Genomic DNA, 26,736 nt, shown 5'->3' with positions numbered 1-26,736 from the left:
ATCCGACTCTCGGCAGATCCGGTATGTCACGCCCACCGGACTCGCCGACCGAGCGCGACGACCTCCGAACCGCGTGAGGCCACGGGAATACCCCTGTTCATTCGTTCATGAGGAAGTGCTGGAGAGACAGGGTGCCGTCCGGGGATGCGCAGATGCGCCGAGACAGCTGTCAGCCGAGCACGTCCTCCACGGCGACCGAATCCATACCGAACGCCTCTCCCACAGCGCCGTACGTGAGCTTCCCCGCGTGCGTGTTGAGCCCCTTCGCCAGGGCCCCGTTGTCGCGCAGGGCTCGCTCCCAGCCCTTGTCGGCGAGCTGCACGGCATACGGCAGGGTCGCGTTGGTGAGCGCCCAGGTGGAGGTGTGGGGGACGGCGCCGGGCATGTTGGCGACGCAGTAGTAGAGCGAGTTGTGCACCGGGAAGGTCGGCTCGGCGTGCGTGGTCGGGCGCGAGCCCTCGAAGCAGCCGCCCTGGTCGATGGCGACGTCGACGAGCACCGAGCCCGGCTTCATCGTCGCGACCATGTCGTCGGTGACGAGCTTGGGGGCCTTGGCGCCGGGGATGAGGACCGTGCCGATCACCATGTCGGCGTCCGCCACCAGCTCGGTGATCGTCAGGTTGTTGGACGCCAGCTGCTTCACCTGGTTGTCGAAGCGCCAGAAGAGCGTGCGCAGCTTGTCGAGGTCGGTGTCGAGGATGGTGACGTCGGCGCCCATGCCGAGCGCGATGTTGGCGGCGTTCTGCCCCGCGACGCCGCCGCCGAGGACGAGCACCTTGGCGTTGGCGACGCCCCCGATGCCGCCCATGAGCACGCCGCGGCCGCCCTGCGCCTTCATCATCGTGTGCGCCCCGACCTGCGGCGCGAGGCACCCGGCGACCTCGGACATGGGGTAGAGCAGCGGCAGCATCCCGCTGTCCAGCTGCACCGTCTCGTAGGCCACGGCCGTCGTGCCCGCCTCGACCAGCCGGCGGGTCAGCGGCTCGTCCGCCGCCAGGTGCAGGTAGGTGAAGAGCAGCAGGTCGTCACGCAGGTAGGCGTACTCGCTCTCGATCGGCTCCTTCACCTTGAGCACCATCTCGCCGGCCGCCCACGTCGCGTCCGGTCCGTCGACGATGGTGGCGCCCTGCGCGACGTACTCCTCGTCGCTGATCGAGGACCCGAGCCCGGCCCCCTGCTGCACGAAGACCTCGTGCCCGCGGCGCACCAGCTCGTGCACCCCCACCGGGGTGATGGCCACCCGGAACTCGTTGTTCTTGACCTCGGTCGGCACGGCGATCTTCATGGGGCCACTATGCCGTCCCCGCAGGGCCCCCGCATCCTTCCCACGCGCGCGGTCGCCACTGTCGGTGCGCCGATCTAGGGTCGAGGTATGACCTCGGCACCGGTGACGACATGACCGCCCTGCTCTGGCTGCGCCGCGACCTGCGCCGTGGCGACCACCCCGCCCTGCTCGCCGCCCGGGACGCCGCGGACGACGGCAAGGTCTGCGTGCTCTTCGTCGTCGACCCGGGCCTGTGGGAGCGCGGCGGCCCGGTGCGCCGCGCCTGGCTCGCCGCGAGCCTCCAGGCCGCCCAGGAGGACTTCGACGGCCGCCTCGTCATCCGCCACGGCGACCCCGCCAAGGTCGTGCCCGCCGTCGCCCACGAGGTCGGGGCCGGCTCGGTGCACGTCACCCGCGAGGTCACGCCCGCCGGTCAGCGCCGCGACGCGAAGGTGCAGGACGCGCTCGCCGACAAGGACGTCGAGTGGGTCGAGACCGGCACCCCGTATGCCGTCGGCCCCGGCCTGGTGCGCAACGGCTCGGGGGAGCCCTACAAGGTCTACACCCCCTTCCACCGGGCCTGGCACGAGCACGGGTGGCCCGAGCCCGCGGCATACCCCCGCTCCCTGGACCTCGTCGACGTCGACAGCCACCAGAAGGCACTCGACATGCTGGACAAGGCGCTGCGCGAGGACGACCTGCCGCAGATGCCCGAGGCGGGGGAGAAGGCCGCGCTGGCCCGGTGGCGCGACTTCCGCGACGAGGCGCTCGACGACTACGACGGCGACCGCGACAAGCCGGCCGTCGACGGCACGAGCCGGCTGTCGGCCTACCTCAAGATCGGCGCGATCCACCCGCGGACGATCCTGGCCGACCTCGCCGACAAGCGCTCGCAGGGCGCGCAGACCTTCGAGCAGGAGATCGCCTGGCGCGAGTTCTACGGCGACGTCCTGGCCGAGAACCCTCGCAGCGCCTGGGAGGACCTGCGCGACGCGCTGCCCGGCATGCGCTACGACGAGCCGCAGGACGCGATCCAGGCCTGGAAGGACGGGCGCACCGGCTACCCCATCGTCGACGCGGGGATGCGGCAGCTGCGCGAGGTCGGGTGGATGCACAACCGGGTGCGGATGATCACGGCGAGCTTCCTCACCAAGGACCTGCACGTCTGGTGGCCGACCGGGGCGCGCTGGTTCCTCGACCGGCTCGTCGACGGCGACATCGCGAGCAACAACCACGGCTGGCAGTGGGTCGCCGGCACCGGCACCGACGCCTCGCCCTACTTCCGCGTCTTCAACCCGGTCACCCAGGGTGAGAAGTTCGACCCGACGGGTGACTACGTGCGGCGCTGGGTGCCCGAGCTGCGCCACCTCTCCGGCAAGTCCGCGCACCAGCCGTGGAAGGCCGACGACGGCTACGAGCACGACTACCCCCAGCCCATCATCGACCACGCCGAGGAGCGCAAGGAGGCGCTGAGCAGGTATGAGGCCGCACGCCGCTGAGCGCCACCGCGCCGGTCGGCGGGGTGGCGCTCAGGAGGGTCGACCGCGGGTGGGACAGGCTGGCTCGCGGGTCCGGGGGAGGCGTCAGTAAACGGTGTAACCGCCGTCGACGACGAGGACCGAGCCGGTGACGAAGCTGGAGGCGTCCGAGGCGAGGAAGACCATCGCGCCGCCGAGCTCGTCGGGCGTCGCGTACCGCTGCATGGCCGAGTCCTCGATCCACATCCGGCGGAACTGCGGCTCGTCGACCGGGGACATGTCGGTCTTGATGTAGCCGGGCGCCAGGGCGTTGACCCGGACCCCCTTGGGAGCCCACTCCGCCGCCAGCGACCGCGTGAGCTGGTGCACGGCAGCCTTGGAGGCGTTGTAGGCCGGCTGGAACTGCGGACGGTTGACGATCATCGCGGAGATCGAGCCGACGTTGACGATGGTGCCGGAGCCGCGCTCGACCATCTGCGCGCCGACCGCCTGCGACATCCGCCACAGTGCCGTCACGTTGGTGTCGATCACGTGCGTCCACTCCTCGTCGGTCACCTCGAGGGCGGGCCGGTGGATGCAGGCGCCGGCGTTGTTGACGAGCACGTCGATCTGGCCGGCCTTCGAGGTCGCCTCGTCCACGACCGAGCTCACGCCCTGGGCCGTGGTGAGGTCGCCGAGCACGACCGTGGCGGTGCGACCGAGGCCGCGGATGTCTCCGGCGACCTCCTCCGCCAGCTCGGCGTCGCGACCGTGCACGACGATGTCGGCCCCGGCCTCGGCGAGGGCGGTGGCGAAGGCACGGCCGAGGCCGCGGGTGGCGCCGGTCACGAGGGCGGTGCGCCCGGCGAGGGAGAACTGGTCGATGACGGTCATGGGACCTTCCGGGTGGGGGTGGGAGGGGGTGGAGCCGGGGGCGGGGCGGGATTGCGCCCCGCCCCCTGGGTCGGACGGCGGAGCTCAGCCGTCGATGAGGCCGGCCTCGGTGTAGAGGTCGATGTACTCCTGCACGTTGTCCTGCGTGATGACCGGGTTGCCGATGTCGACGTTGACCTCGTCCTCGGCGCCGGTGAGCAGGTCGTGCACGGTGCTCATGTTGAGCTCGGCGAGCTCCGAGGCGTCCTGCAGGGTGGTGGCGGTCATGAGGCCGTCCTGGATGAGCAGCGTCGCCTCGGGGGTCCCGTCCACGCCGTAGGCGAGGATGTCGTCGTAGGCGGCGTCACCGCGCACGGCCTCCAGGGCACCGGCGGCCATGTTGTCGTTCATCGAGATGATCGCGTCGATCTCGCCGTTGGCGAGCACCCAGTCCTCCATGAGGGTGAGGGCCTCGTCCTTGTTCCAGTTGGCGATGTCCTCCGCGACGATCTCCACGTCCGGGCGCTCGGCGAAGAAGACCTCTTCCCAGGCGTTGCGGCGCTCGGTGGAGTGGAAGTTGCCACCGGGGCCGTTGAGGACGACGACACGCGCGTCCTCGGGGATCTCCTCGACGGCGAGCTCCGCGACGCCGGCACCCTGGTCGAAGGGGCTGGCGTCGACCGAGCTGGCGCCCTCGATGTCGTCCACGCGGGGGTTGGTCGTGATCGTCACGATGTCGGCGTCGACCGACTGCTGGATGTAGGGCCGCTGCGCCTCGCCGTTGTTGGCCTGCACGATGATCGCGTCGTACTGGTTGGCGATGGCGTTCTCGATCTGGGTGTTCTCGATCTCGTCGTTCGCCTGGCCGTCGAAGACGTCGAGCGTGATGTCGTCGTACTTCTCGGCCTCGGACTGCATCTCGTTGGCCAGCCAGGCGGCGAACGAGTCGACCTGGGCGCGAGCGATGTAGGCGACGCGGTAGCTCTCGCCGTCGCCCTCCGCGCTGCTGCCGTCGTCACCACCGCCAGAGCAGGCGGTGACGGCGAGGGCGGCGGTGGCGACACCGATGGCCAGGTACTTGCGGGAAAGGTTCCTCACGTTCTTCTTCTCCTTTGATGAAGGTGTGGTGCAGGGTTCACGGGACGGGGTGGGATGGCGGTCGTGCTGTCGGGAGCTACGGCGACACCCCCTGGCCCTGGCGACCGGCGGCACCGCCGGCCCCGGCGGGTACCGGTGCCTCCCCCGACGCCGGGGGCTGACCGTCGTCCTCGCCGTTGTTCTTGAGGATCACGGTCTTGCGCTTGCCGCGCTTGGACCAGACGTCGTAGGCGACGGCGACGGCGATGATGACGCCCATGACGATCTGCTGGACGTAGGAGCCGACGCCGGTGAGGTTCATGATGTTGCCCAGCACGCCCACGATGAGGGCCCCGGCCAGCGTGCCGGCCGTCGTCCCAATGCCGCCGGAGAAGCTGGTGCCACCGATGATCGGGGCGGTGATGGCCTGCAGCTCGTAGCCGACACCGGCGTTGGGCAGGCCGGCGTTGACCCGGGCCATGAAGATGACCCCGGCGAACCCGACGAGGACGCCGTTGACGATGAAGGCCTGGTACTTGACCCGCTCCACCGCGATGCCCGCGGCGCGGGCCGCCTCCTCGTTGCCGCCCACCGCATACAGCGACCGGCCGTAGCGGGTCTGGCTCATGAGGTACCAGACGATGACGGTGATGACGACGAGGAAGAGCGTGGGCAGCGGGATCGGGCCGAGCGAGCCCTGACCGAGGACGACGAAGTCGCCGAGCTGCAGGACGTTCTGGCCCTGGGTGAGCTCGAGGACCGCGCCGCGCGCGATCATCATCATCCCGAGGGTGACGATGAAGGCCGGGGTGCGCAGCGTCGCGACGAGGAACGCGTTGACGAGGTTGCAGGCGACACCCACGACGACACCGGCGAGGATCGCCAGCGCCATGCTGCTCGTGTCCTTGTAGACGATGACCGACACCACGCCGGCGAAGGCCATGACGGCGCCCGCGGAGAGGTCGATCATGCCGGCGATGATGAGCGTCATCGCGCCGTAGGCCAGGATCGTGATGACGGCCACCTGGCGGAGCACGTTCGTGACGTTGTTCGCCGTCATGAAGTTCTCGCTGAGGAAGCTCGCCACGACGACCACCGCCCCCAGGATCAGGAAGATCGAGTAGCGGCCCGTGTCGAGGGCCTTGAGTCGTGCCAGCATGGTCATACCACCTCGGAGTCGTTCATGGCGTGGGTGAGGATCGTTTCCTGGGAGTACTCGTCGGGGGTGAGCTCGGCCGTGAGCCGGCCGGCCGCCATCACGTAGATGCGGTCGCACATCCCGATGAGCTCGGGGAGCTCGGAGGAGATCATGAGGATCCCGCGGCCCTGGCGGGCGAGCTGGGTCATGATCTTGTAGATCTCGAACTTGGCCCCGACGTCGATCCCGCGGGTCGGCTCGTCGAGGAGCAGCACCTTGGGGTCGGCGATGAGCCAGCGGGCGAGCAGGACCTTCTGCTGGTTGCCACCGCTGAGGGAGGAGATACGGGTCTCGCTGCTGGGCGCCTTGACCGAGAGCCGGTCGAAGTACTCCTTCGCCAGCGTCTCCTCCTGCCGTCGGCGGGTGAAGCCGCCCCGGATGACCTTGCGCAGGCTGGCCAGGGTGGCGTTCTGCTTGATGCTCATCTGCGGGATGATCCCGACGAGCCGGCGGTCCTCGGAGAGCATGACGACGCCCTGGTCGATGGCGGCCTTGGGGCTGCGCAGGCGCACCGGTCGGCCGTCGACCTCGATCTCTCCGGCGTCCAGCGTCTCCAGCCCGAAGATGGCGCGCACCACCTCGCTGCGCCCGGCCCCGATGAGCCCGGCCAGGCCGACGATCTCCCCCTTGCGGACCGACAGGCTGATGTTCTCGAAGAGCTGGCTGTTGGACAGCCCGCGCGCCTCGAGCACCGTCTCGCCGATGTCGACCTGCTCCTTGGGGTAGGCCTGGTGGTCCAGGTCACGCCCGACCATCTGCGCGATCACCGTCTCGGGCCCGATCTCGGATGCCGCCTGGCTGCTGACGACGGTGCCGTCGCGCAGCACGGTGACGTCGTCGGCCAGCTCGAAGACCTCGTCCATCTTGTGCGAGATGTAGATGATGGCCTTGCCCTCGGAGCGCAGCCGACGGATCTTGGTGAACAGGGAGGCCACCTCGCGGTGGGCGATCGCCGAGGTCGGCTCGTCCATGATGAGCACGTCGGCGTCGTGGTAGACGGCCCGCAGGATCTCCAGCGTCTGGATCTCCGAGACCGTCAGGCTGCCCAGCTTGCGGTTGACCGAGTAGTCCAGGCCCTCCTCGGCCAGCAGCCGCCGGGCCTCGCGCCGCATGTGAGCCCAGTCGACCTTGCCGAACCGCGTGGGCAGGCGCCCGATGAAGAAGCTCTCGGCGATGGTCATGTCCGGCACGTAGTTGAGCTCCTGGGAGATCATGGCGATCCCCTTGGCGCGCGCCTCGATGGGGTTGCGCACCCGCACCGGCTCGTCGTCGATGCGCATCTCCCCGGTGTCGGGGGAGTAGATGCCGTTGATGATCTTCATGAGCGTCGACTTCCCTGCGCCGTTCTCGCCGCAGAGGGCGTGCACGGTGCCGGGGCGCACCGTGAAGGTGACGTCCTGCAGGGCCATGACCCCGGGGAAGGACTTGCTCACCCCCGTCACGGTGAGGCGCGGGGTCGCCGTCGCGGTGGTGGCGGTGCTCACCGGTCGCCCCGGGCTGCTGCGACCGGGTCCTCCACGCGTCCGACACCGGGCAGGACGATGCGCTTGAGGCTGTCCTGCGCGCCGTCGCCGGAGAGCGCCTCCTCCACCTGCTCCAGGCCGAAGACGTGGGTGACGAGGGAGTCGACCTCGACCTGGCCACTGCTGACCAGCTCGCGGGCGATGGGCCAGGTGCCGGTGTAGCGGAAGATGCCGGTGACGTTGAGCTCACGCATCGCGACGTCGGGCACCGAGAGCGGGATCTCGTCGGCGCTGCCGACGAGGACGACGGTGCCTCCGGGGCGGGTCGCCCGGATGCCCGAGCTGATGGCGGGGATGGCTCCGGTGGCGTCGATGAAGACGTGCGCGTCCAGGCCCTCGAGCGACTCCTGCCCCGGGTCGACCACCCGGGTCACGCCGTAGCGCGAGGCCAGCTCGCGGCGGGCGGGGTTGATGTCGGTGAGGACGACCTCGGCGGCGCCGTAGGCCCGGGCCACCTGGGCGGTGATGATGCCGATGGGGCCACCGCCCGCGATGAGCACGCGGTCACCGACCTGGATGCCGCCCTTCTGCGCGGCCGCGATGCCGACCGACAGCGGCTCGAGCAGGGCGCCGGCGTGGTCGCTGATCGAGTCCGGCAGGGCGAAGGCGAAGTCGGCCTGGATGACGACGTACTCGCAGAAGGCGCCGTCGACGGGCGGGGTGGCGTAGAACTCCATCTCGGGGCAGAGGTTGTAGTCACCGGCCTTGCAGAAGTCGCAGACCCGGCAGGGGCGCTGCGGCTCCACGGCGACCCGCTCGCCGACCCGGTCCGCGTCGACGTCGCTGCCGACCGCCACGATCGTGCCGCTCAGCTCGTGGCCGAGGATCAGCGGCTCCTCGACGACGTACTCGCCGATGCGACCGTGCTCGTAGTAGTGGACGTCCGAGCCGCAGACGCCGACGCTCGCGACCTTGATGAGCACCTCGTCCGGCGCGGGCCGGGGGACCGGACGCTGCTCCAGGACGATGGACCCGACGCCCTTCAGCACGCTGGCGGTCATCTCGGCGGGGATGGTGGGGGTGTCGCTCATGTCGTCTCCTCGGTCTCAGGTGGTGGCAGGGGGTGGTCAGAAGGTGGTGCCGTCGGCCTGCAGGGAGGCCAGGCGCTCGTAGCGCTCGACCAGGCCGGCGGCCCGGTCGTCACGGGGGTGGTCGGTGGTCACGGTGGCGGGCTCCCACCGACGCGTCATGTCGGCCACGGTCTCGCCGTGGACGAGGGCGGCGGCCTGCACCGCGGCGCCGCGGGCGGTCGCCTCGGGCGCGTCCACGGTGACGGTGTCGCTGCCCGAGAGGTCGGCGACGACCTGCCGGTAGGCGGCCGACCGGGAGCCGCCGCCGAGGACGATCGAGCGCCCGCCTCCCGGCACCCCGAAGTCGGCGATGCGCCGGGCCCCGCGCCACAGGCCCAGGACGACGCCCTCGACGGCGGCCAGCGCGAGCTGCTCACGGGTGAGGTCGCCCGTCAGCCCGGCCAGCATCCCGCGCGCGTGGGGGAGGCGGGGCGACCGTTCGCCGTCGAGGTATGCCGCGAGCACCGGCCGGTCGGGCGTCACGGGTGCCGCGAGAGCCAGCTCGCCGAGCGTGCCGTGGTCGACGGCGAGCAGGGCGGCGACGGTGTCGGTCACCTTGGTCGCGTTGAGGGTGCAGACGAGGGGCAGCCAGTGGCCGGTGACGTCCGCGACGCCGTCGATCTCGCCCGAGACGTCGTGCACCGGCCCCTCGGAGTGCGCGATGACGACGCCGGAGGTGCCCAGGCTGTAGGCCCGGTCACCGGGGCGCAGCCCGATGCCCTGGGCGGCGAGGTGCTGGTCGCCGCCGCCCGGGCCGACGAGGGCCCCGGCGGGGATGCCGAGGGCCGCGGCGGCCTCGTCGGTGACGCGGCCGGCGGCCTCCTCGGGCTGGAGCACGTGCGGCAGGGCGGGGGCCCAGTCGCGCCCGCCCACGAACTCCTCGAGGAGGTCCGGGCGCCACCGGCCGGTGTCCGAGGAGTAGTAGCCGGTGCCCGAGGCGTCGGAGCGGTCGGTGACGTGCTCACCCGTGAGGCGGAAGGTCAGCCAGTCGTGCGGCACGTGCAGCCGGTGCGCCCGGGCGAGCGAGGCGGGCTCGTGCTCGGCCAGCCACGCCAGCTTGGTGATGGTGATGGCGGCGGAGGGCAGCAGGCCGACCTGGTTGGCCCACCACGCCGCGCCGCGCGCATCGAGCATGGAGCGCGCCTGCGCGCCCGAGGTGGTGTCGTTCCAGAGCTTCGCGGGTCGGACCACCTCGCCGCCGGCATCGGTGACGACCAGCCCGTGGCACTGCGCGCCGACGCTGACGGCGACCACCTCGGCGGGCCGGTCGAGCGCGGCGAGCGCCTGGTGCGTGGCCGCGACCAGCGCCTCCCACCACGAGTCCGGGTGCTGCTCGCTCACCGGGGGGCTCGTGCGGGGGTGCGCCGCTCGCCCCTGCGCCCGCAGCGCGCCGGTGGTGACGTCGCGCAGCTCGACGGTGCACGACTGCGTCGAGCTGTCCACACCCATGACGACGGCGCTCACGGCAGCCCACCGCCCGCGCGCGCAGGGAGCCGCAGGAGCGGGAGGTCCTCCGGGAGCTCCTCACGCATCCCGACGGCACCCGCCGGGTGCGTGCGCATGAACTGCTCCCAGGTGTAGCCGCGGGCGCGCATGACGACCTCGGCGAGGGCGTCGCCGTAGGCCGACTGGGCCAGCGTGATGCCGGTGGCGATCACCCCGCCGATGTCGGCCTGGGAGGGGACGGTGACGAGCAGGGTGAGGTCGGCCCGACGGGCGAGGTCGCTGTCCGTGCGTCCGGTCATCGCGACGACCTGGGCGCCGTGCGCGCGGGCGATGCCCGCGGTCTCCACGACCTCGTGCGAGGAGCCGCCGTGCGAGACGAGCAGCATGAGGTCCTCGTCCGTTATCGCGCCCGAGGCGCCGTGCAGGCTGTCCATGGGGGCCAGGAAGAGCGCGGGGGTCCCGGTCACCGAGAGCACGTGCGCCATACGCCGTGCCACGGCACCCGAGGTGCCGGAGCCGCCGACGAAGACCTTGCCGGTGCAGCCCAGGAGGGCGGCCGCCGCCTGCTCGAAGGTCTCGTCCAGCCGGTCGGCGAGACGGTGGATCCCGTCGGCCTCCGAGAGCAGGCGGGCACGCGCGACGGTCAGCACGTCGTCATCGACTGTCACGGGTCCGGCACTCCTTCGTCTCACGGCCAGGCTGCTCACCTGAGCGGCGACCAACGCATCTGAGCGTAGGGCTCACCGTGCCACCATTTCACGCAGATTTCACATCTGTGACCAGAATGTGACTAGTATGCTCAGATGAGCAAAGATGCCCAGGAGATCGCCGCCAGCGACCGCATCCTCATGGCCCAGGTCGCCCGGCTGAGCTATCTCGAGGACCGACCGCACACCGAGATCGGTCGCGAGCTCGGCATCTCGCGGTTCAAGGTGGCGCGCTACCTCGCCCGGGCCCGCGACGAGGGTGTCGTCACCATCACCATCAACGACGTCGGGCTGCCCGACCCCGGGCTCGCCGCGCGTCTCGCCGAGGCCCTGGGGCTCAAGGAGTGCGTCGTCATCCGCTCCCACGGTGGGCAGGACGACGTGCGCCAGCAGGTCGGCGCGGCCGCGGCCGAGCTGCTCAGCACGACGGTCAGGGAGGGTGAGGTCCTGGGCATGACCTGGGGTCGCACGCTGACGTCGACGACCAGCCAGCTCATCCGGCTGCCGCGGGTGACCGTCGTGCAGCTCACCGGCTTCGTCAGCGGGGACCTGGGGGCCTCACCCATCGAGATCGTGCGCCACACGGCGCAACGCGTCGGGGGCAGCGTGCGCCCCATCTTCTCCCCGCTGTTCGTCCAGGACGCCGACACCGCGGAGACCCTCAAGCACCACCCCGACATCGCGATGGCGATGGACCTCTTCCCGGCCGTGACCACGGCCATCCTGTCCGTGGGCAGCTGGGACCCTCCCATCACCCAGGTGCGGGAGGTCCTCCCGCCGCAGGACGTCGAGCGCTTCGTCGAGCTGGGGTGCGTGGCCGACATCGCCGGCATCCTGGTGCGCGCCGACGGAGGGCTGGTGGACCCCGAGTTCCAGAAGCGGTGCGTCTCCATCTCCTTCGACCAGCTGACGGCGGTGCCCCGCGTCATCGGGATCGCGGGCGGCTCGGAGAAAGCGGATGCGATCCGGGCGGTGGTCCGGGGCGGGCTCATCACCAGCGCCGTCGTCGACCACGAGCTCGCCGAGGCGGCGCTGGCGGCTGTCGATGGGTGACCCGGCGCGGGGTGCGAGGGTCGCCGGATCGCTGTGGTCGGTGCCGCCGGAGAGCCAGCTGACGGCGGTGCTCTCGCGTCGGGATGCCGGACTACGGCGGCTGCACTGGGACACCACGGACGGCAGGTTCGCCGCGCCCGGCGGGTTCGACCCGGCCGAGGCGGCCCGGATCTCCGCGGCGACCGGCACCGAGGCGGAGGCCCACGTCATGGCCGAGGAGCCCAGCAGGGTGGTGGACGCCTGGGCCGACGTGTGCGACACCGTCTTCGTGCACGCGGAGACCGACGACTGGCGGGCCGCCGCTCGGCGCCTCGAACGACGCGGCACCCGTCCCGGGTTGGCCATCTCCCCCGGGACACCGGTCGACGTCGTGCCCGGAGGGCTGGCGGTGCTGGTGATGTCCGTCGTGCCGGGACGCGCCGGGTCCGCCTTCGACGTCAGGGCGCTCGACAAGGTGGAGCAGCTGCACGCCCGGGACCCGCACCGCCCCATCGGCCTGGACGGCGGCGTCCGACGTGAGCACGCCGACGAGGCGCTCGCGGCCGGGGCCAGCTGGATGGTGGTGGGCACCGACCTGTTCTCCGACGACGGCGCCTCCCGCTGGGCCGACCTGCTGGCCGAGCCGGGCTGACTCGAGCAGCGCCCTGCCGGTGCTCCGGCGGGCCCGCCTCACCCGCGGGTGGGCAGGTCGACCACCGGCACCGTGTCGCCGGCCAGGGCGTGCAGCAGGGTGCTCGCCGGGGCCGCGTCGAGATCCTCGCCGGAGCCCCGCAGGTAGTCGGTGAGGTAGGTCAGGACCGGTCCGGCGTCGACGCGCCCCGGCACGGCACCCGGGGTCAGCACCCCGAGCAGCATCCCCTCGACCCGGGCTCGGCCGGGCGCCACCGGCGGTTGGAAGAACGGCACGTCCAGGACCCGCACCCCGTGCCGGCGGTAGAACTCCACGCGCCGCCAGGGGTCGCCGAAACCGCGGTCGGGGTGCACCCGGGGGTCCTCGATCTCGACGAGCAGCATCGGCCCGGCGGCCCGCAGCCGCTCCATGAGCCGGGACCCGACCCCACCGGCCCGCCGGGTGGGGTGCGTGGCGAGGTAGGACAGCAGGGCCACCGGTGCGTCCGGCGCGCCGGCGTCGACGACCGACACCCCCACCGGGTCCGGGTCGTCGAGGGCGAGGACCACCTGGCTGGAGGGGCGCCGGCACGCGGCGACGAAGTCCTCCTCACCGACCAGCTCATCGGCGGGGAACGACGGGGCGAGCACCTGGGCGTAGCAGTCGCGCCAGACCCGCTCGGACGTCATACCGCTCTCGACCAGCTCAACCACGCGTGCTCCTGCGGTACCCGACGACGCCCCACACCGCCAGTCCGACGATGGCCAGAGCATAGGTGACCAGCTCCGCGGCCACGACCACCCCGGGCGTGCGCGCGGGGAAGACCGAGTCGTTGACGAAGCCGAAGAGGTCGGCGAGCGAGAAGAGCGCGAGCACGAAGAGGATCAGCCCCACGAGGTTCTGGTAGGCCGCGGTGCGGGCCTCCTCCACGGCGGCCGCGTCGTCGCCGAGCTGGGTGTAGAGCTCGTCCAGCTCGCTGATGCTCGTGGCCAGCTCGGCCTCGAGCCGTGAGGCCCCGCTCGTGTGGAGCAGGTTGTCGAGGATGTGCCGGTGCCCGGGGGAGCGGGCCAGCTCCTCGGAGTGCAGCAGGGCCCGCTGCTGCCGGATGAGGGCGCCGTGGTCGGCCAGGCGCAGCCTCAGCAGGCGCACCTCGTCGGTCTTGAGCGACTCCCCGGCGAGCCGGCGCCGCAGCATGGCGGTCGCCACGTCCACCGCCTCCTGCAGGTGGTTGTTCCACTGCCGGATGAGGGCCCGCGACGACACGACGAACTCGATGAGCTCGCTGGTGCCCAGCAGCGACCAGTCCGGGAGCCCGGGGGTGTAGAGGCAGGTGCTGCGGGCGGTCTGCACGGCGAGGGAGTCCAGCGGCGCGAGCTGGCCGAGGAAGTTGGGGATGTCGGCGTCGAGCCCGGGGTCGGCGTACCGGAGCCACTCCTCGAGCCCCGCCGCGGTGCGCTCGGCCGGGATGAGCAGCAGCGGGCCGACCGCGTCGAGGATCTGCTCCCCGGTGGCCTCGACGGCGCGGGGCGGTGCGTCGCCCTCGCCCGGGGTCCGGACGACGGCCTCCGGCATGGTGACGAGGGCGTGCGTGTCGATGGCCGGGTCCACGTGGCACCGCAGCTTGCGGACCTCGAGCAGGTCGTCCCACCCGGACACCATCTCGACCACGGCCGCGGCGAGCTGTCCCACCGAGCCGTGGGCCTCACCCCCGGAGTCGAGCACCACGTCCTCGGCGCCCATGAAGCCCGATCCGCGGCGCAGCGCCTGGTTGAGGTCGTGGTAGCCGGGCGGCCGGTCGTCGTCGGCCGGCTGCACCGGCCCGCTGATGCGGACGTGATGGTTGCCGAAGGAGGAGAAGCGGATCTCGACGCGGTAGGGCCCGAGCCGCGGCAGGCCCGGCGCGCGCGGCTGGATCCACAGGTCCGGCAGCACGGCGGTGACGACCTCGTAGGCCGTCGGCTCGAGCTCGGACTCCCGGGACTCGCTGAAGACCTCGTCGCGGCCGTGGCTCCAGATGTCGCTGAGCTCGAGGTCGCGGACCTGGAGCGGGGCGAGCGGACCGGTGCCGATGAGCCGGTGACCGTTGCGGCGCACCGCGCCGACCAGCCGCTCGTTGTCCCGCGCGAGGTTGTCGGTCGCCCCGCGCGCGGTGAAGGGCACGACATACGTCACCTTGAGGTCGGGGAAGGTCAGCCCGGACAGCGCGGTCGAGCGCAGCCGTGCCGCCAGGGCCGTCAGCGCCATGACGTGGGCGCGCAGCTCGCTCTGGTAGACGTCGACCGCCAGCCGCTCGTCCCTCAGGGTCTGCTGCAGCGCGGCGGCGCGCGCCTCGACCTCCTCCACCTCGACCTCCCCGAGCACGTGCTCGAGGATCGTCTGGGCCGAGAGCCGGACGCCGTCGAAGTAGAGGTGGTGGGCCTCGAGCACCCGACGGAGCAGGCCGGCGGGGGTCGCTGGTGCGGGGCCGACCGCGGGACCGGCGGCGCCGAGCTCGCCCAGGTCGGCGAGCACGGAGGCCGTCCCGTCGGCGACCTGCCCGGCGGCCTGGATCGTCTCCAGGGCGCACGAGCAGTTGAGCCCGTTCTCCATCTCGAAGGCGGCCAGCAGGTCGCCGAGGTGGCGGACGAGCAGGTCCACCAGCGCCCGCTCCCCGGGGTCCTCGACGGCGGTCCGCGCGCTCCCCCAGGTCTCCCGGGCGGCCTCGATGAGCACGCTCATGTTGACGGTGTCGGCGCTGAGCTCCCAGCCGTGCTGCACCTCCGCGTAGAGCGCGAAGGCGAGCAGGAAGGTCGTGCCGGGTTCGCCGGCGGCCCGGGACCACAGCGCCCCGACGGCCGCGGTGACCTCCGCGGGGTCGCGGTCCGGTCCGCTGACCAGGCCCTCGACCGCCCGGGTGAAGTCACCGAGGTCGACCCGCGAGGCCGCGATGGCGGTGCGCGTCGCGATGACGTCCCGGTCGCGGTGGAACTCGGTCGCCACGCGCGCCCAGTCGACGTCCACGGGTGCGCCCGCCGGTGCGCTCACCCGGCGAAGCCTAGCGACAACCGGGGCCGTGCGGGAGGCTCAGCCCTCCAGGCGGGCCAGCTCCTCGTCGCTCAGCTGCAGGTCGGCCGCCGCGGCGGAGTCCTGCACCGACTGGGGCCGCTTGGCCCCGGGGATGGGGATGACGACCGGGGACTGCGCCAGCTCCCAGGCCAGCGCCACCTGCTGCGGGCTGACGCCGCGCGCCTCGGCGACCTCGGCGAAGGCCGGGTGGTGGTCGGCCAGCTGCTTGGCGTCGTTGAGGCCCCCCAGCGGCGACCAGGGCAGGAACGCGAGGCCCAGCTCGGCGCAGACCTCGATCTCGGGGTAGCTGCTGCGGAACTTGGGGCTGAACTGGTTCTGCACGCTCACCAGGGCGTCGCCCAGCACGGCGTGCGCCGCGCGGATCTGGGCGGGGTCGGCGTTGGACAGCCCGACCATGGCCACCTTGCCGGAGTCGGCGATCTCCTTGAGCGTCGCGAAGACCTCCTCGTCCGGGGTGTCCGGGTCGGGCCGGTGGTGCTGCCACAGGGCGATCTGCTCGACGCCGAGCCGCTCGAGGCTGGCGTCCACGGTGGAGACGAGGTAGTCGTGGCTGCTGTCGGTCTCCCAGGCGCCGCCGTCGGTGCGCACGTGCCCACCCTTGGTCGCGAGCAGGACCTGGTCGCGCACGCCCAGCTCGTCGAGCAGCGAGGCGATGAGGCGCTCGTTCTCGCCCTGCGCACCGGCGCCCTTCTCGCCCGGGCCGTAGGCGTCCGCGGTGTCGAACAGCGTCACCCCCGCGTCGAGCGCCGCGCGCACGGTGTCGAGGAGCTGCTCGCGGGGCTGCTCCCCGCTCTGGTCGAAGGTCATGAGCCCCAGGCCGATCGCGCCGACCTGGTGCTCGCCGACGGTGGGGTTGCCGATAGTCCGTGTGTGCATCCCTCGAGCGTATGCCGGTGGTCGCGCCGGCGCCCGGTCAGCCACCGTGCCGACGCCCCGGTCCTCCGCCCCTCCTGTGCCCCCGCCTCAGTCGGTGAACGCCTTGGCCAGGGCGATCATCCGCGCCCGGAAGTCGTCGGAGGCGGGAGCGTAGGGGGCGGCCCACACGGCGTTGAGCACCAGCCGGACGAAGGTCCAGGCCCGCACCCGGTCCTCGTCGAGCCCGGCCGCCTCGGCCACGACGTCCGCCCGCACCCGGGCGTGGGTCCGCAGGTTGCTCGCCCGGGCCGCCTCCACGGCGCGGTTCCAGACGACGGGTGCCACGGCATACGCCCACTCCCCGGCGACCGGCTTGGGGTCGATCGCCAGCCAGTCGCCCCGGTCCGCGGAGCGGGGGAGAGGCGCGAGGACGTTGAGGTCGTGCAGGTCCTCGTGCACCAGCGACGGCGGGCCGGGCTGGGCCAGCAGGTCGGGGAGGGTCGCGGCCGCCTGCTCGGTGAGCCGGCGGGGCACGCTGGGGGTCGGGCGGGCGAGCTGCTCGGCCCACCGCTGCGCCTTCGTCGCGACCGCGTCGATCCGGGGGAGCGCCGGCCGGTCCAGCTCGCGCATGAGCTGGCCGACGACCTCGCACGCCTCCAGGAGCGGCCGCTCGCGCAGGCACCGGTCGGGGTCCAGGCCCTCGAGCAGCAGCGCGCCGGAGACCGGCTCCGCGGCCAGCAGGCGCACGGCACCCCGGCCGTCCCAGGCCCTCAGGGCGAGGTGCTCGTGCCGTGACTCGGCGTGCGGCCAGGTCACCTTGAGCGCGGCCGCCTCCCCGGTGTGCCGTCGCACCGGCACCACGAGCGCGCACTCGCCGTGCCGGCTGGCCCCGGTGGTCGTCAGCCGCCAGCCGTCGAGCAGCCGGTCCACCAGCGCGGGCAGGCCGGCGAGCCAGGTCGCCCCGTCCACGGCGGGGGGCAGCCCGGCCCGCTCGGGCAGCGCGCCGAGCACCTCGTCGGCAGGGCGGTCGCGGACGAGGTCGGCGAAGGCGGCAGGGACGAGGTCGGGCACCGGCCCACCCTAGGTCGCCCGACCGCCTCACCCCTCGGCGCTGCGCGCCCCCTTGCGGGAGATCATCTCGCGCCGCTGCTCCGGGGTCAGCGCGGCGAGCTGCTCGACGACCTCGGCCGGGTGGCCCCGGACCTCCGGCGCCGGGGCGACGGGGACGACCGTGTGGACGACGCGGTCGGCATACACGTGGACGACGTTGACGGACTGGTGCGCGTCGAGCGTCGAGGTGAACCGCCCGAGCGGCGCCGGGTCCTCGAGGTAGCACGTCGCCGCCGCCACGCTCACCGGGATCCCGGCGAAGGTCGAGTGCGAGGAGAAGTGGAAGTGCCCGCCGAGGATGCTGACGACGTCGGTGCCCTCGAGCACGGCGGCCAGCCGGTCCTGGTCGAGCAGCTCGATGATCGCGGCGGCCGGCACCATCGGGACGGGGATCGGCGGGTGGTGCAGCGCCAGGACCGTGCCGTGCTCGGCCGGCGTCGCGAGCACCTCGGCCAGCCAGCGCAGCTGCTCCTCGCGCAGCTCCCCGTGGTGGTAGCCCGGGACCGTGGTGTCCAGCGCGACCACGCGGAGCCCGCCGATGTCGTACACCGCGTCCTGCGGGTCGTCGACCCCGACCTCGAGGCCGAAGAGCTCCGCGGCGTAGGCCGGGCGCTCGTCGTGGTTGCCCACGACCCACACGACCTGCGCGCCGAGGTCGGTCGCGACCGGCTCCACCATCGCCCGCAGCTCGCGGTATGCCGCCGGCTCGCCCTGGTCGGCGAGGTCACCGGTGACGACGATCGCGTCCGGCGCGGGGTCGAGCCGGGTGAGCCGCTCCAAGGCCTCCCGGGCGTGGGCGGTGGTGTCGATCGCGCCGAACTGCCGCGCACCCCCGGCGAGCAGGTGGGTGTCGCTGACGTGCGCGAGGGTGCGCAGCGGGGCCGGGTGCTGGCCGAACTGAGGAGTGCTCACGCCGCCAATGTATGCCGTCCGTCGCCACCGCAGGGTCGGCCCGAGGCCGTGGGCGGCCGGGTCAGCCCAGCACCACGAGGGCGGCGAGCAGCCCGGTCACCTGGGTGAGCACCGCCGTGGCGCCGAGGACGTCCCCGGTGGCCCCGCCGAGCATCCGGTCGGCCCACACACCGACGAGCAGCGGCGTGACGACGGCGGCGAGCAGGACGCCGAGGGCGACCCAGACGCCGACCGGCCAGACGAGCAGCGTCGACGCGGCTCCCAGCCCACCGGCCAGCAGCACCTGGCGGGGCCGGAGACCGCGGACGAGCGGGCCGGCCGTCCCGTCCGGCCGCGCCGACGGCAGCCGCAGGGCCACGGGGAGCATCACCGAGCGGGACACCGCGCCGACCGCGGCGAGCACCGCCACGACACCCCACCCGTCGAGGGCGCCCAGCAGCGCGTGCACCGCCGCGACCTGCAGCAGCAGCGCGAGCACCACCGCCGCGGCGCCGTAGACGCCGACCGCGTGGTCCTTCATGATCCGCAGCCGGGTGGCGCGGTCGTGCCCCCCGCAGCCGTCGGCGCAGTCCGCCAGGCCGTCCAGGTGCAGCGCCCCGGTGAGCACGACCTCCGCGAGCACCGCGAGGGTGGCCGCCACGAGGGTCGGCAGCAGGAGGTGGCCCGACCAGGCGACCGTCCCCACGACGGCCCCGACCCCCGCGCCCACCACCGGGAACGCCCACGCCGCGCCCGCCAGGTCGAAGCCCTCGCGCGCCGGCAGCGGCACCCGGGTCAGGAAGCTGGTGGCGTCCCGCAGCGCCGCGATCATCGGTGGTCAGGCGCCGTCGGGCGCCGGCTCGCCCGGGTCCTCGCCCAGGGCGCCGAGGTCGGCGAGCTCGCCCATGTCCTGCAGCAGCGCCAGGCTGGAGCGGATGAGCGGGATGGCCAGGGCCGCGCCGCTGGCCTCGCCCAGCCGCATCTCCAGGTCGAGCAGCGGGGTGAGCCCCAGCTCCTGCAGCTGCATGGCGTGGCCGGGCTCGGTCGAGCGGTGCGCGGCGATCATCGCGTCCGCGGCGGCCGGGGCCAGCCGCCAGGCCACGAGGGCACCGGCGGTGCTGATGAAGCCGTCGAGCAGCGCCGGGACGCGACGGGCGGCGCAGCCCAGCGCGACCCCGGCCAGCGCGGCGATCTCCAGGCCGCCCATCGCGGCGAGCACGTCCCACGGCTTCTCGACGTCCTCGTGCCGCGCGAGCACGGCGTCGACCATCTCGACCTTGTGCGCGAGCGCCTCCCCCTCGACCCCCGTCCCGGCCCCGACCACGCGGGCCGGGTCGCGGTCGAGGATGGCCGAGGTGAGGATGCTGGCGGTGGTCGTGCTGCCGATGCCCATCTCGCCGAGGGCGATGAGGTCGGCGCCGCCCTCGACGAGCTCCTCGGCGAGCCGGATGCCCACCGCGACCGCCTGCTCGGCCTCGGCGCGGGTCATCGCCGGCCCCTCGGCGCTGTTGCCGGTCCCGGCGCGGACCCGGCGGTCCAGCACGGGGGCGTAGGCGTGCGCGGGGTGCAGCTGCGGCGGCTCGACGACCCCGAGGTCGGCGACGACGAGCCGGGCGTCGGCCTGGTGCGCCAGGACGGACACCGCGGCCCGACCACCGGCGAAGGCGGCCAGCATCTGCGCGGTGACCTCCTGGGGGTAGGCGCTGACCCCGGTCCGCGCGATCCCGTGGTCGGCGGCGCAGACGAGGACGACGGGGGAGTCGACCCGGGGGGTGGTGGTGCGCTGGATGCCCGCCACCCGCGCGGCCAGGGCCTCGAGCTGCCCCAGGCTGTGCAGCGGCTTGACCTTGCCGTCGAAGGCGCGGGCGACGGCCGCCGAGCTCTCGTGGTCCGGGCCCTCGATCGCGGCGATCGTGCGCTCGATCAGGGCGCGGTCGGCGCTCTGGTCGGTGTCGGCCATGGGGGTCAGTCCTCCTGCGGGTCGAGGGTCAGGGTGCGTCCGGCGACGACGAGCTGGGCCAGGTCGGCCTCGCGGGCCAGGGCTGCGTTGACCCGACCCAGACGGTCACGGTATCCCCTCGACACCGGGTGCATGGGGACGATCCCGAGGCCGACCTCGTTGGTCACGACGATGACGTCGCCCCGGTATGCCGCCGCCCACCCCGCGAGCGTGCGCGCCCGGTCGAGGGTGGTCGCCTCGTCGTCGCCGTGCTCCATGAGGTTGGAGACCCACAGGCTGAGGCAGTCGACGAGGACGCACGCCTCCGCCTGGAGGGCCGCGCACGCGTCCACGAGGTCGACCGGCGCCTCCACGGTGCTCCACCCGGCGGGGCGCTCGGCCTGGTGACGGGCGATCCGGTCGGCCATCTCCTCGTCCCCGGCCTGCCCGGTGGCGACGAAGACCACCGTCCGCCCGCTGCGCCGTGCACGACGGACGGCCAGGGCGGACTTGCCGCTGCGGGCGCCGCCGGTGAGCAGGGTGAGCGTCATCGGGGTCTCCTCGTCGAGGCGCTGCGGTGCGCCGCCCACAGTGCCACGCCGAGGACGACGACGGCACCCTCCACCCGGTCGACGAGCCGGCGCGCCCGGGCGATGTCCGCCGGGCCGGGCCGCGGGCCGGAGCCGAGCGTGGGCCGGGCCTCGCGCCGACCGGCATACTCCAGCGGGCCGCCGAGCTCGACCCCGAGCGCTGCCGCGACCGCGCTCTCGGCGACCCCGGCGTTGGGGGAGGGGTGCTCCGGGGCGTCCCGCAGCACGGTCACGAGGACCGTGCGGGCCGACGGTCCCGCGGGCGGCAGCGCCCGCCCGGCCTCAACGAGCGTGCGCAGCCCGGTGTCCAGCGCCACCAGCCCGGCGAAGATCCGCGCCGGGACCCAGGCCATGACGTCGTCGGCGCGGGCGGCGGCTGTGCCGAAGCGGGCATACCTCGGGCTGCGGTGCCCGACCATCGCGTCCAAGGTGTTGACCGCACGGTGCACGAGGACACCCGGTGCCCCGGCGACCAGGCCCCAGAACGCCGGCGCGACGACGGCGTCGACGGTGTTCTCGGCCAGCGACTCGACGACGGCGGCGCTGACCCCGGCCTCGTCCAGGCCGCGCGGGTCGCGCCCGACGAGCCAGGGCAGCCGTTCCCGGGCGCCCTCCAGGTCACCGGCGACGAGCAGCGCCTCGATCTGCCCGGAGGTGCGCCGCAGCATCCGTCCGGCGCTCGCCACCCCCACGGCGGTGGCCAGGCCGGCCGGCCCGAGCCGGGCGAGCACCGCGCCGGCGAGGGCGCCCAGCCCGGCGCCGACGACGGCGTACCCGGCTCCGGCGGCGCGGCGGTCGGCGTAGGTGAGGCGCTCGACACGGCTCATCGCCGTCCCGAACCACGCCACCGGGTGCCAGGCGTCCGGCGGCTCCCCGAGGGCCCGGTCGAGGAGCAGCCCGGCGGCGACACCGAGACCGCGGCGCGCCATGACCGAGCCGTCCGTCGCCGACCGTCGGCCAGGAGACACGCTCACCACACCACCCCGGCCCCGCCAGCACCGGCCCCGGCGTCCGCTCGCCAGGGGTGAGCCGCCAGCCCGGCCGCCACCGCGGCGTGCACGGCCCGGGCGAGCCGCTGCCCCCACACCGAGCGCACGCCGGCGAACGCCTCGGCAGGCCCTCCGGGATCGCCGAGGCCCTCCGCCGGGACCGCCGGGCACAGGATCGCGACGGCGTCACTGGCGGTGCCCGTCCCCGGCACCCCGGCCTGCACGAGGACCTGCGCCTTGGCCTCGGTGACCGTCCCGACCGCCTGGACCAGCGCCGACGTGCTGAGCGCCACCGGGAGCGCGACGACGACGTTGATCGTCCCCGGAGGTGGGGGCGCCTCGGCGACACGATCTCCACGCGGCGTGCCGGGGGTCGCGCGCTTGCCCTGACGAGGGTCGTCCGGTCGCGGTCGGCGGTCCTCGCGCGGCGCGTCCGCTCCCCGGGCGGGCGCCACCGCCCAGGTCGGCTTGGTCACGCCGACCGTGGCCCAGCACCGCACCCCCTCCACCTCGGCCGTCGAGACCTGCCGCACGTCCGCCGCCGTCAGCAGGGTCGTGCCGGGACCGGTGAGGCCCAGCCCGGCGGCCCGCTCCTCGGCGTAGACCTCGAGATCCACCCGGTCGAACCCGTCGTCCACCATGAGGTTGGTCACCCACCGCGGCCGGACGATCCCGCCGCCGACCGCCGCCGAGCTCAGCGCGACCCAGCCCCCGGGGACGTCCCAGACCAGCGCCCGCGCGGCGTCCTCGACGCGGAAGGTCGGCCCGTCCGCCCCGTTCGAGAGGGGTGCCTGGGCGCCGCCCCGACGCGGGGAGTCCCGGCTCCCCGCGGCCCGGCCTGCCCCGCTCACCAGCCCGGCTCCTTCCCGACGGGCACGGCCTCCTCGGCCAGCGCCAGCACGGCGTCGAGGTCGAGGTGCGCCTCCACCCAGTCGGCGAGGTGCTCCAGGTGGGCGTCCAGCGCCGCGGCGTAGGGCACCGGGGAGGGGACGACGTCCCGCCCGCGGACCGCCGCGACGGCTCCGAGCAGCGCGTGCCGCAGCTCGTCCTCGTCGAGCACGCCGTGCACGGTGGTGCCGCGCACCCGGTGGTCCGGCGTGAGACACCCCTCCTCGCCGGTCCCGTCGAGGCTCAGCCACGGCAGCGCCCCCTCGTGGGCGGTCACCCGGCCCAGGTGGATCTGGTAGCCGGACACCGCCGACGACCCGCCCGCCACCCGACCGACGACCCGGCGGACCACCTTGGGCCGGTCGAAGCGCGTCGACACCGGCAGCAGGCCCAGCCCGGGCACGGTGCTGCCGTCGACCCCCGCAGCCCCCGCGGCACCCGCCTCGACGCCGTCGTCCTCGACCCGCTCCCCGAGCATCTGGTAGCCCCCGCAGATCCCCAGCACGTGCGGCCCGCCCTCCTCGCCGGCCAGTCGCACGACGGCGTCGGCGAGCCCCCGCTCCCGCAGCCAGGCGAGGTCGGCGAGCGTCGCCCGGGTGCCGGGCAGCAGGACGAGGTCGACGTCGAGCAGGTCACCCGGCCGCGTGGCCCAGCGCAGCTCCACCGAGGGCTCGAGGACGAGCGGGTCCAGGTCGGAGGGGTTGGCCAGGTGCGGCAGCGCGACCACGCCCACGCGCAGCGGGCGGCCCTCGCCCGACCCCTCCCCGGGCGAGGGCCGGCCCGCTGCGCGCAGGTCCAGGGAGTCCTCGACGCCGAGCATGAGGTGCTCCCCCAGGTGGGGGAGGACGCCGAGGACGGGTATGCCGGTGCGCGCCTCGAGGTCGCGCACCGCCGGGTCGAGGAGGGAGACGTCGCCGCGCATGCCGTTGAGGACCACCCCGCGCAGGCAGGAGCGCAGCCGCTCCGGCAGCAGCGCCCAGGTGCCGTAGGCCGCGGCGAAGGCGCCGCCCCGGTCGATGTCGACCACGAGCACCGCCGGCATGCCGGCTGCCGCGGCCAGCGGCAGGTTGACGACGTCGCGGTCGAGCAGGTTCGGCTCGGCCGCGCCGCCGGCGCCCTCGGCGACGACGACCGCGTGCTCGCGCCGCAGCGAGGTGAGCGCCCCGAGGACGGTCGGTCGCAGGGAGCGGGCGCGGGCGCCGTACCCCACCGCGTCGTCGACCGCGACCTCGTCGCCGAGCACGACGACGTGCGAGCGCATGCCGGCGGGCTTGAGCAGGACCGGCCCCATGCGGCGGTCGGTCTCGACCCGCGCGGCGAGCGCCTGCATCGCCTGCGCCCGGCCGATCTCGCCGCCGTCGGGGGTGACGGCGCTGTGGTTGGACATGTTCTGCGCCTTGAACGGCGCGACGTCCGCGCCGCGGCGGGCCAGGGCGCGGCAGAGCGCCGCGGTGACCGTGGACTTGCCGGCGCCGCTGGTGGCACCGGCGACGAGCAGCGCGCCCACCTAGTAGTCGATCCCGCGCCGCGCCCGGATCCCCTGCTGGAAGGCGTGCTTGACCGCCACCATCTCGGTCACCGTGTCGGCGACGTCGACGACCGGCTGCGGCATCTCCCGGCCGGTGAGGAAGACGCTGACGTCCTCCGGCCGGCCGCGCAGCGCCTCGACGACCGCGTCGACCTCGATCCAGCCCCAGTTCATCGGGTAGGAGATCTCGTCGAGCATGACCATCCGGTGCTCACCCGCGGCGATGAGCCCGGCGCTGAAGTCCCACGCCGCGACCGCCTTGGCGCGGCTCTCGTCGAGGTCGGTGCTGTCCCAGGAGAAGCCGTCGCCGGCGCTGAACCACTCCACCCCCAGCTGACGGAGCATCGCCTCCTCGCCGGTCCGCCACTTCCCGGACTTGAGGAACTGCACGCACGCGGTGGGCCAGTCCCGCCCCCGGCTGCGCAGCAGCGTGCCGAAGGCCGCGGTCGACTTACCCTTGCCGTGGCCGGTGCTGACCAGCACGAGCGAGGGCGCCGAGCGCAGCTCGCGCCGGTCGTAGGGGCGCGTCGTGCGCGGCTCGCCGTGCTCGCCGGTCGCGGCCGCCTCCCCGTCCTGCTCGTCGCTGCCGCTCTGGCTCATGAGACCTCCTCGGTGGCCCCCGCCGGGCGGGGGTTGGTGGACCTAGGTTTCTGGGACCCGTCGCCCACATTCCTACGTCCAGAACGGGGTGAGGACGGGGTGGACGGCTCCAGCAGGGGGATCGGCGCCGAGGCCGGGGTATGCGGTGCCCGCGCCTGCGGCAGCACGACGAGGTGGCCGTCGAGCCGGTGGACGCGCACCGGGTGGTGGTAGACCCGGCTGAGCAGGGTGTCCTCGAGGACCTCGTCGGGGGTGCCGAGCGCCACCGGGGCGCCGCGCTCGAGGAGGAGGAGGCGGTCGGCGTAGCGCGCCGCCATCCCGAGGTCGTGCATGGCCGCCACCACGGTCAGGCCGTCCTCGCGGCGCAGCTCGTCGACGAGCTCGAGCACCTCGACCTGGTGGCCCACGTCGAGGGCGCTGGTGGGCTCGTCGAGCAGCAGGACCGGGCTCTGCTGCACCAGGGCGCGGGCGATGACGACCCGCTGCGCCTCCCCGCCGGACAGGCTGCGGACCGGGCGGCCGGCGAAGGACGCGAGCCCGAGGCGGCGCAGCACGTCGGTGGCGATGCGCCGGTCGGCGCGCGACTCCATGGACAGCCAGCCGAGGTGGGCGGTGCGACCGAGGAGGACGTACTCGACCACCGGCATCCCCGGCGGCAGCTCGGGCGACTGCGGCATGAGCGAGAGGTCGGTGGGGCCGGGCGGGGTGCCGTCGCCCCGCTCCACGGTGCCGGTGCGCGGCACGAGCCGCACGAGAGAGCGCAGGAAGGTCGACTTGCCCGAGCCGTTGGGCCCGATGAGGCCGAGCCACTCGCCGGCCCGCAGGTCGAGGTCGACCCCGGCGACCACCTCCGTGCCGCCGAAGGAGACGCGGACGTCGCGGGCGCGCAGGGCGTGGGCGGGGTGCAGGCGGTGGGTGGTCACGAGTCGGCCTTCCGGCGCCACAGGACGACGCAGAAGAAGGGGGCCCCGACGAAGGCGGTGATGACGCCGACCGGCAGCTCGGCCGGCGCGACGAGGGTGCGGGCGCCGATGTCGACGGTCGCGAGGAAGGCCCCGCCGAGGATCGCCGACAGCGGCACGACCAGCCGGTAGGAGTGGCCCACGAGCAGCCGGACCAGGTGCGGCGTGACCAGCCCGACGAAGGCGATGAGCCCGCTCACCGACACGGCAGCCGCCGTGATGAGCGTCGCGGCGGCGACCACGACGAGCCGGGAGCGCGCGGGGGACAGGCCGAGCGAGCGGGCCTCGTCGTCGCCGAGCCGCAGCACGTCGAGGTGCCGCGCGTGCAGCCACAGCACCGCGCCCGCGAGCAGCACGTAGGGCAGCAGCAGCGTGACCGGTCCCCAGCCGTGCGTCGCCAGCCGGCCGAAGAGCCAGGAGAGGACCTCCCGGGCCCGGGTCTCGTCGAGCCGGGTGAGGGCATACGTCTGGGTGGCGGAGAAGAGCGCCGCCATCGCGACCCCCGCCAGGAGCAGGGTCGCCGGGTCACGGAACGAGCCGCGCGCCACCAGGACCGAGCCGGCGACCGCGAGCACGGCCCCGACGAACGCGGCCATCGGCAGCGCGGCGATCGGCCCCCACGCCAGGTCCAGCCCGAAGCCCAGCGCGAGGACCGCCCCGAGCCCGGCCCCGGCCGAGACGCCCAGCAGGTAGGGGTCGGCCAGCGGGTTGCGGAACACGCCCTGGTAGCCCGCACCCGCCATGGCCAGGCTCGCGCCGACGAGCGCGGCGAGGATGGTGCGCGGCAGCCGGATCTGCCACAGCACCGCCTCCTGGGCGGTGGTGAGCGTCTGCGTCAGCTCGACCCCGGGCAGGGCCCCGACGAGCGCCCGGACCACCCCCTCGACCGGCAGCCCTGCCGCCCCCTGCGTGGCCGAGGCCAGGATCGCGAGGAGCAGCAGGGCCGTGCAGCCCAGCAGCGCGGGCACCGAGAGCCGGAAGGCGCGGTCGGCGGCCTCGTCGAGCGCATCGGTGGGCGCGTGGGTGCGGGTCGTCATGGG

General features: G+C 73.9%; 25 protein-coding genes. 3 read left to right on the top strand and 22 right to left on the bottom strand.

Annotated features, from left to right (window positions below):
- Positions 1-169: 169 nt before the first annotated feature.
- Positions 170-1,285 (bottom strand): alanine dehydrogenase, encoded by a 1,116-nt coding sequence (gene ald, locus FHD63_RS14955; protein WP_139722736.1) that lies wholly within the window; start codon positions 1,283-1,285, stop codon positions 170-172.
- A 110-nt stretch (positions 1,286-1,395) separates the two neighbouring features.
- On the opposite strand from ald, the gene FHD63_RS14950 reads away from it, so the two are divergent.
- The gene (locus FHD63_RS14950; RefSeq protein WP_139722735.1) at positions 1,396-2,763 is read left to right on the top strand and encodes a cryptochrome/photolyase family protein; all 1,368 of its coding nucleotides are present in this window, start codon (positions 1,396-1,398) and stop codon (positions 2,761-2,763) included.
- Between the two features lie 84 nt (positions 2,764-2,847).
- Here FHD63_RS14950 and FHD63_RS14945 read toward each other — a convergent pair whose 3' ends face one another.
- From FHD63_RS14945 to FHD63_RS14915, 7 genes are all read right to left on the bottom strand, one after another.
- Complete coding sequence (locus FHD63_RS14945; RefSeq protein WP_139722734.1) at positions 2,848-3,615, bottom strand: SDR family NAD(P)-dependent oxidoreductase; 768 nt, start codon at positions 3,613-3,615, stop codon at positions 2,848-2,850.
- Between the two features lie 84 nt (positions 3,616-3,699).
- Positions 3,700-4,692, bottom strand: coding sequence for a sugar ABC transporter substrate-binding protein (locus FHD63_RS14940; protein ID WP_139722733.1), 993 nt, complete (start codon positions 4,690-4,692; stop codon positions 3,700-3,702).
- A gap of 76 nt (positions 4,693-4,768) precedes the next feature.
- Positions 4,769-5,830: an ABC transporter permease gene (locus FHD63_RS14935; protein WP_139722732.1), complete on the bottom strand. Its 1,062-nt coding sequence runs from the start codon at positions 5,828-5,830 to the stop codon at positions 4,769-4,771.
- Between the two features lie 2 nt (positions 5,831-5,832).
- The gene (locus FHD63_RS14930) at positions 5,833-7,353 is read right to left on the bottom strand and encodes a sugar ABC transporter ATP-binding protein (protein WP_238705697.1); all 1,521 of its coding nucleotides are present in this window, start codon (positions 7,351-7,353) and stop codon (positions 5,833-5,835) included.
- Positions 7,350-8,423, bottom strand: a complete 1,074-nt coding sequence (locus FHD63_RS14925; protein WP_139722731.1) for an NAD(P)-dependent alcohol dehydrogenase — start codon at positions 8,421-8,423, stop codon at positions 7,350-7,352. The genes FHD63_RS14930 and FHD63_RS14925 overlap by 4 nt, the downstream gene beginning before the upstream one ends.
- A gap of 36 nt (positions 8,424-8,459) precedes the next feature.
- Positions 8,460-9,926 (bottom strand): xylulokinase, encoded by a 1,467-nt coding sequence (locus FHD63_RS14920; protein WP_238705696.1) that lies wholly within the window; start codon positions 9,924-9,926, stop codon positions 8,460-8,462.
- The gene (locus tag FHD63_RS14915; protein WP_158296812.1) at positions 9,923-10,576 is read right to left on the bottom strand and encodes a KpsF/GutQ family sugar-phosphate isomerase; all 654 of its coding nucleotides are present in this window, start codon (positions 10,574-10,576) and stop codon (positions 9,923-9,925) included. The genes FHD63_RS14920 and FHD63_RS14915 overlap by 4 nt, the downstream gene beginning before the upstream one ends.
- 135 nt (positions 10,577-10,711) lie before the next feature.
- Here FHD63_RS14915 and FHD63_RS14910 point away from each other — a divergent pair, with 135 nt between their 5' ends.
- Together FHD63_RS14910 and FHD63_RS14905 are read left to right on the top strand one after the other, a co-directional pair.
- Positions 10,712-11,668 (top strand): sugar-binding transcriptional regulator, encoded by a 957-nt coding sequence (locus FHD63_RS14910; RefSeq protein ID WP_139722729.1) that lies wholly within the window; start codon positions 10,712-10,714, stop codon positions 11,666-11,668.
- The gene (locus FHD63_RS14905; RefSeq protein ID WP_158296811.1) at positions 11,661-12,299 is read left to right on the top strand and encodes a beta/alpha barrel domain-containing protein; all 639 of its coding nucleotides are present in this window, start codon (positions 11,661-11,663) and stop codon (positions 12,297-12,299) included. The genes FHD63_RS14910 and FHD63_RS14905 overlap by 8 nt, the downstream gene beginning before the upstream one ends.
- 38 nt (positions 12,300-12,337) lie before the next feature.
- Here the strand turns inward: FHD63_RS14905 and FHD63_RS14900 are convergent, their stop codons facing one another.
- The 14 genes from FHD63_RS14900 to FHD63_RS14835 form a co-directional block, all read right to left on the bottom strand.
- Positions 12,338-12,991 carry a GNAT family N-acetyltransferase gene (locus FHD63_RS14900; RefSeq protein ID WP_139722727.1) on the bottom strand — a complete coding sequence of 218 codons (654 nt, stop codon included), beginning with the start codon at positions 12,989-12,991 and terminating at the stop codon, positions 12,338-12,340.
- Positions 12,984-15,302 (bottom strand): hypothetical protein, encoded by a 2,319-nt coding sequence (locus FHD63_RS14895; protein ID WP_139722726.1) that lies wholly within the window; start codon positions 15,300-15,302, stop codon positions 12,984-12,986. Before FHD63_RS14895 ends, FHD63_RS14900 begins: the two co-directional genes overlap by 8 nt.
- Positions 15,303-15,341: 39 nt before the next feature.
- A complete protein-coding gene (locus FHD63_RS14890; protein WP_139722725.1) occupies positions 15,342-16,220 on the bottom strand; it encodes an aldo/keto reductase in 879 nt (292 codons plus the stop codon).
- An 87-nt stretch (positions 16,221-16,307) separates the two neighbouring features.
- Positions 16,308-17,270, bottom strand: coding sequence for an aminoglycoside phosphotransferase family protein (locus FHD63_RS14885; RefSeq protein ID WP_139722724.1), 963 nt, complete (start codon positions 17,268-17,270; stop codon positions 16,308-16,310).
- 27 nt (positions 17,271-17,297) lie between these two features.
- A complete protein-coding gene (locus FHD63_RS14880) occupies positions 17,298-18,221 on the bottom strand; it encodes a metallophosphoesterase (protein WP_139722723.1) in 924 nt (307 codons plus the stop codon).
- A gap of 61 nt (positions 18,222-18,282) precedes the next feature.
- Positions 18,283-19,032 carry an adenosylcobinamide-GDP ribazoletransferase gene (gene cobS, locus FHD63_RS14875; RefSeq protein ID WP_139722722.1) on the bottom strand — a complete coding sequence of 250 codons (750 nt, stop codon included), beginning with the start codon at positions 19,030-19,032 and terminating at the stop codon, positions 18,283-18,285.
- Between the two features lie 6 nt (positions 19,033-19,038).
- On the bottom strand, positions 19,039-20,160 hold the full coding sequence (gene cobT / locus FHD63_RS14870) for a nicotinate-nucleotide--dimethylbenzimidazole phosphoribosyltransferase (RefSeq protein ID WP_139722721.1): 1,122 nt from the start codon (positions 20,158-20,160) through the stop codon (positions 19,039-19,041).
- Positions 20,161-20,165: 5 nt separating this feature from the next.
- Positions 20,166-20,690: a bifunctional adenosylcobinamide kinase/adenosylcobinamide-phosphate guanylyltransferase gene (gene cobU / locus FHD63_RS14865; protein ID WP_139722720.1), complete on the bottom strand. Its 525-nt coding sequence runs from the start codon at positions 20,688-20,690 to the stop codon at positions 20,166-20,168.
- Positions 20,687-21,703: an adenosylcobinamide-phosphate synthase CbiB gene (cbiB, locus tag FHD63_RS14860; protein ID WP_238705695.1), complete on the bottom strand. Its 1,017-nt coding sequence runs from the start codon at positions 21,701-21,703 to the stop codon at positions 20,687-20,689. The genes cobU and cbiB overlap by 4 nt, the downstream gene beginning before the upstream one ends.
- Positions 21,700-22,569 (bottom strand): adenosylcobinamide amidohydrolase, encoded by an 870-nt coding sequence (locus tag FHD63_RS14855; RefSeq protein WP_139722719.1) that lies wholly within the window; start codon positions 22,567-22,569, stop codon positions 21,700-21,702. The genes cbiB and FHD63_RS14855 overlap by 4 nt, the downstream gene beginning before the upstream one ends.
- Positions 22,566-24,113: a cobyric acid synthase gene (locus FHD63_RS14850; RefSeq protein WP_139722718.1), complete on the bottom strand. Its 1,548-nt coding sequence runs from the start codon at positions 24,111-24,113 to the stop codon at positions 22,566-22,568. The genes FHD63_RS14855 and FHD63_RS14850 overlap by 4 nt, the downstream gene beginning before the upstream one ends.
- On the bottom strand, positions 24,114-24,734 hold the full coding sequence (cobO, locus tag FHD63_RS14845) for a cob(I)yrinic acid a,c-diamide adenosyltransferase (RefSeq protein WP_139722717.1): 621 nt from the start codon (positions 24,732-24,734) through the stop codon (positions 24,114-24,116).
- Positions 24,731-25,657: an ABC transporter ATP-binding protein gene (locus tag FHD63_RS14840; protein ID WP_238705694.1), complete on the bottom strand. Its 927-nt coding sequence runs from the start codon at positions 25,655-25,657 to the stop codon at positions 24,731-24,733. Before FHD63_RS14840 ends, cobO begins: the two co-directional genes overlap by 4 nt.
- Positions 25,654-26,733: a FecCD family ABC transporter permease gene (locus tag FHD63_RS14835; RefSeq protein WP_139722716.1), complete on the bottom strand. Its 1,080-nt coding sequence runs from the start codon at positions 26,731-26,733 to the stop codon at positions 25,654-25,656. Before FHD63_RS14835 ends, FHD63_RS14840 begins: the two co-directional genes overlap by 4 nt.
- Between the last annotated feature and the right edge of the window lie 3 nt (positions 26,734-26,736).

The sequence above is a fragment of the Serinicoccus chungangensis genome, assembly GCF_006337125.1.
Lineage (GTDB): Bacteria > Actinomycetota > Actinomycetes > Actinomycetales > Dermatophilaceae > Ornithinicoccus > Ornithinicoccus chungangensis.
The sequence above is the reverse complement of the archived record's forward strand: the minus strand, read 5'-3'. Positions and strand labels throughout refer to the sequence as shown.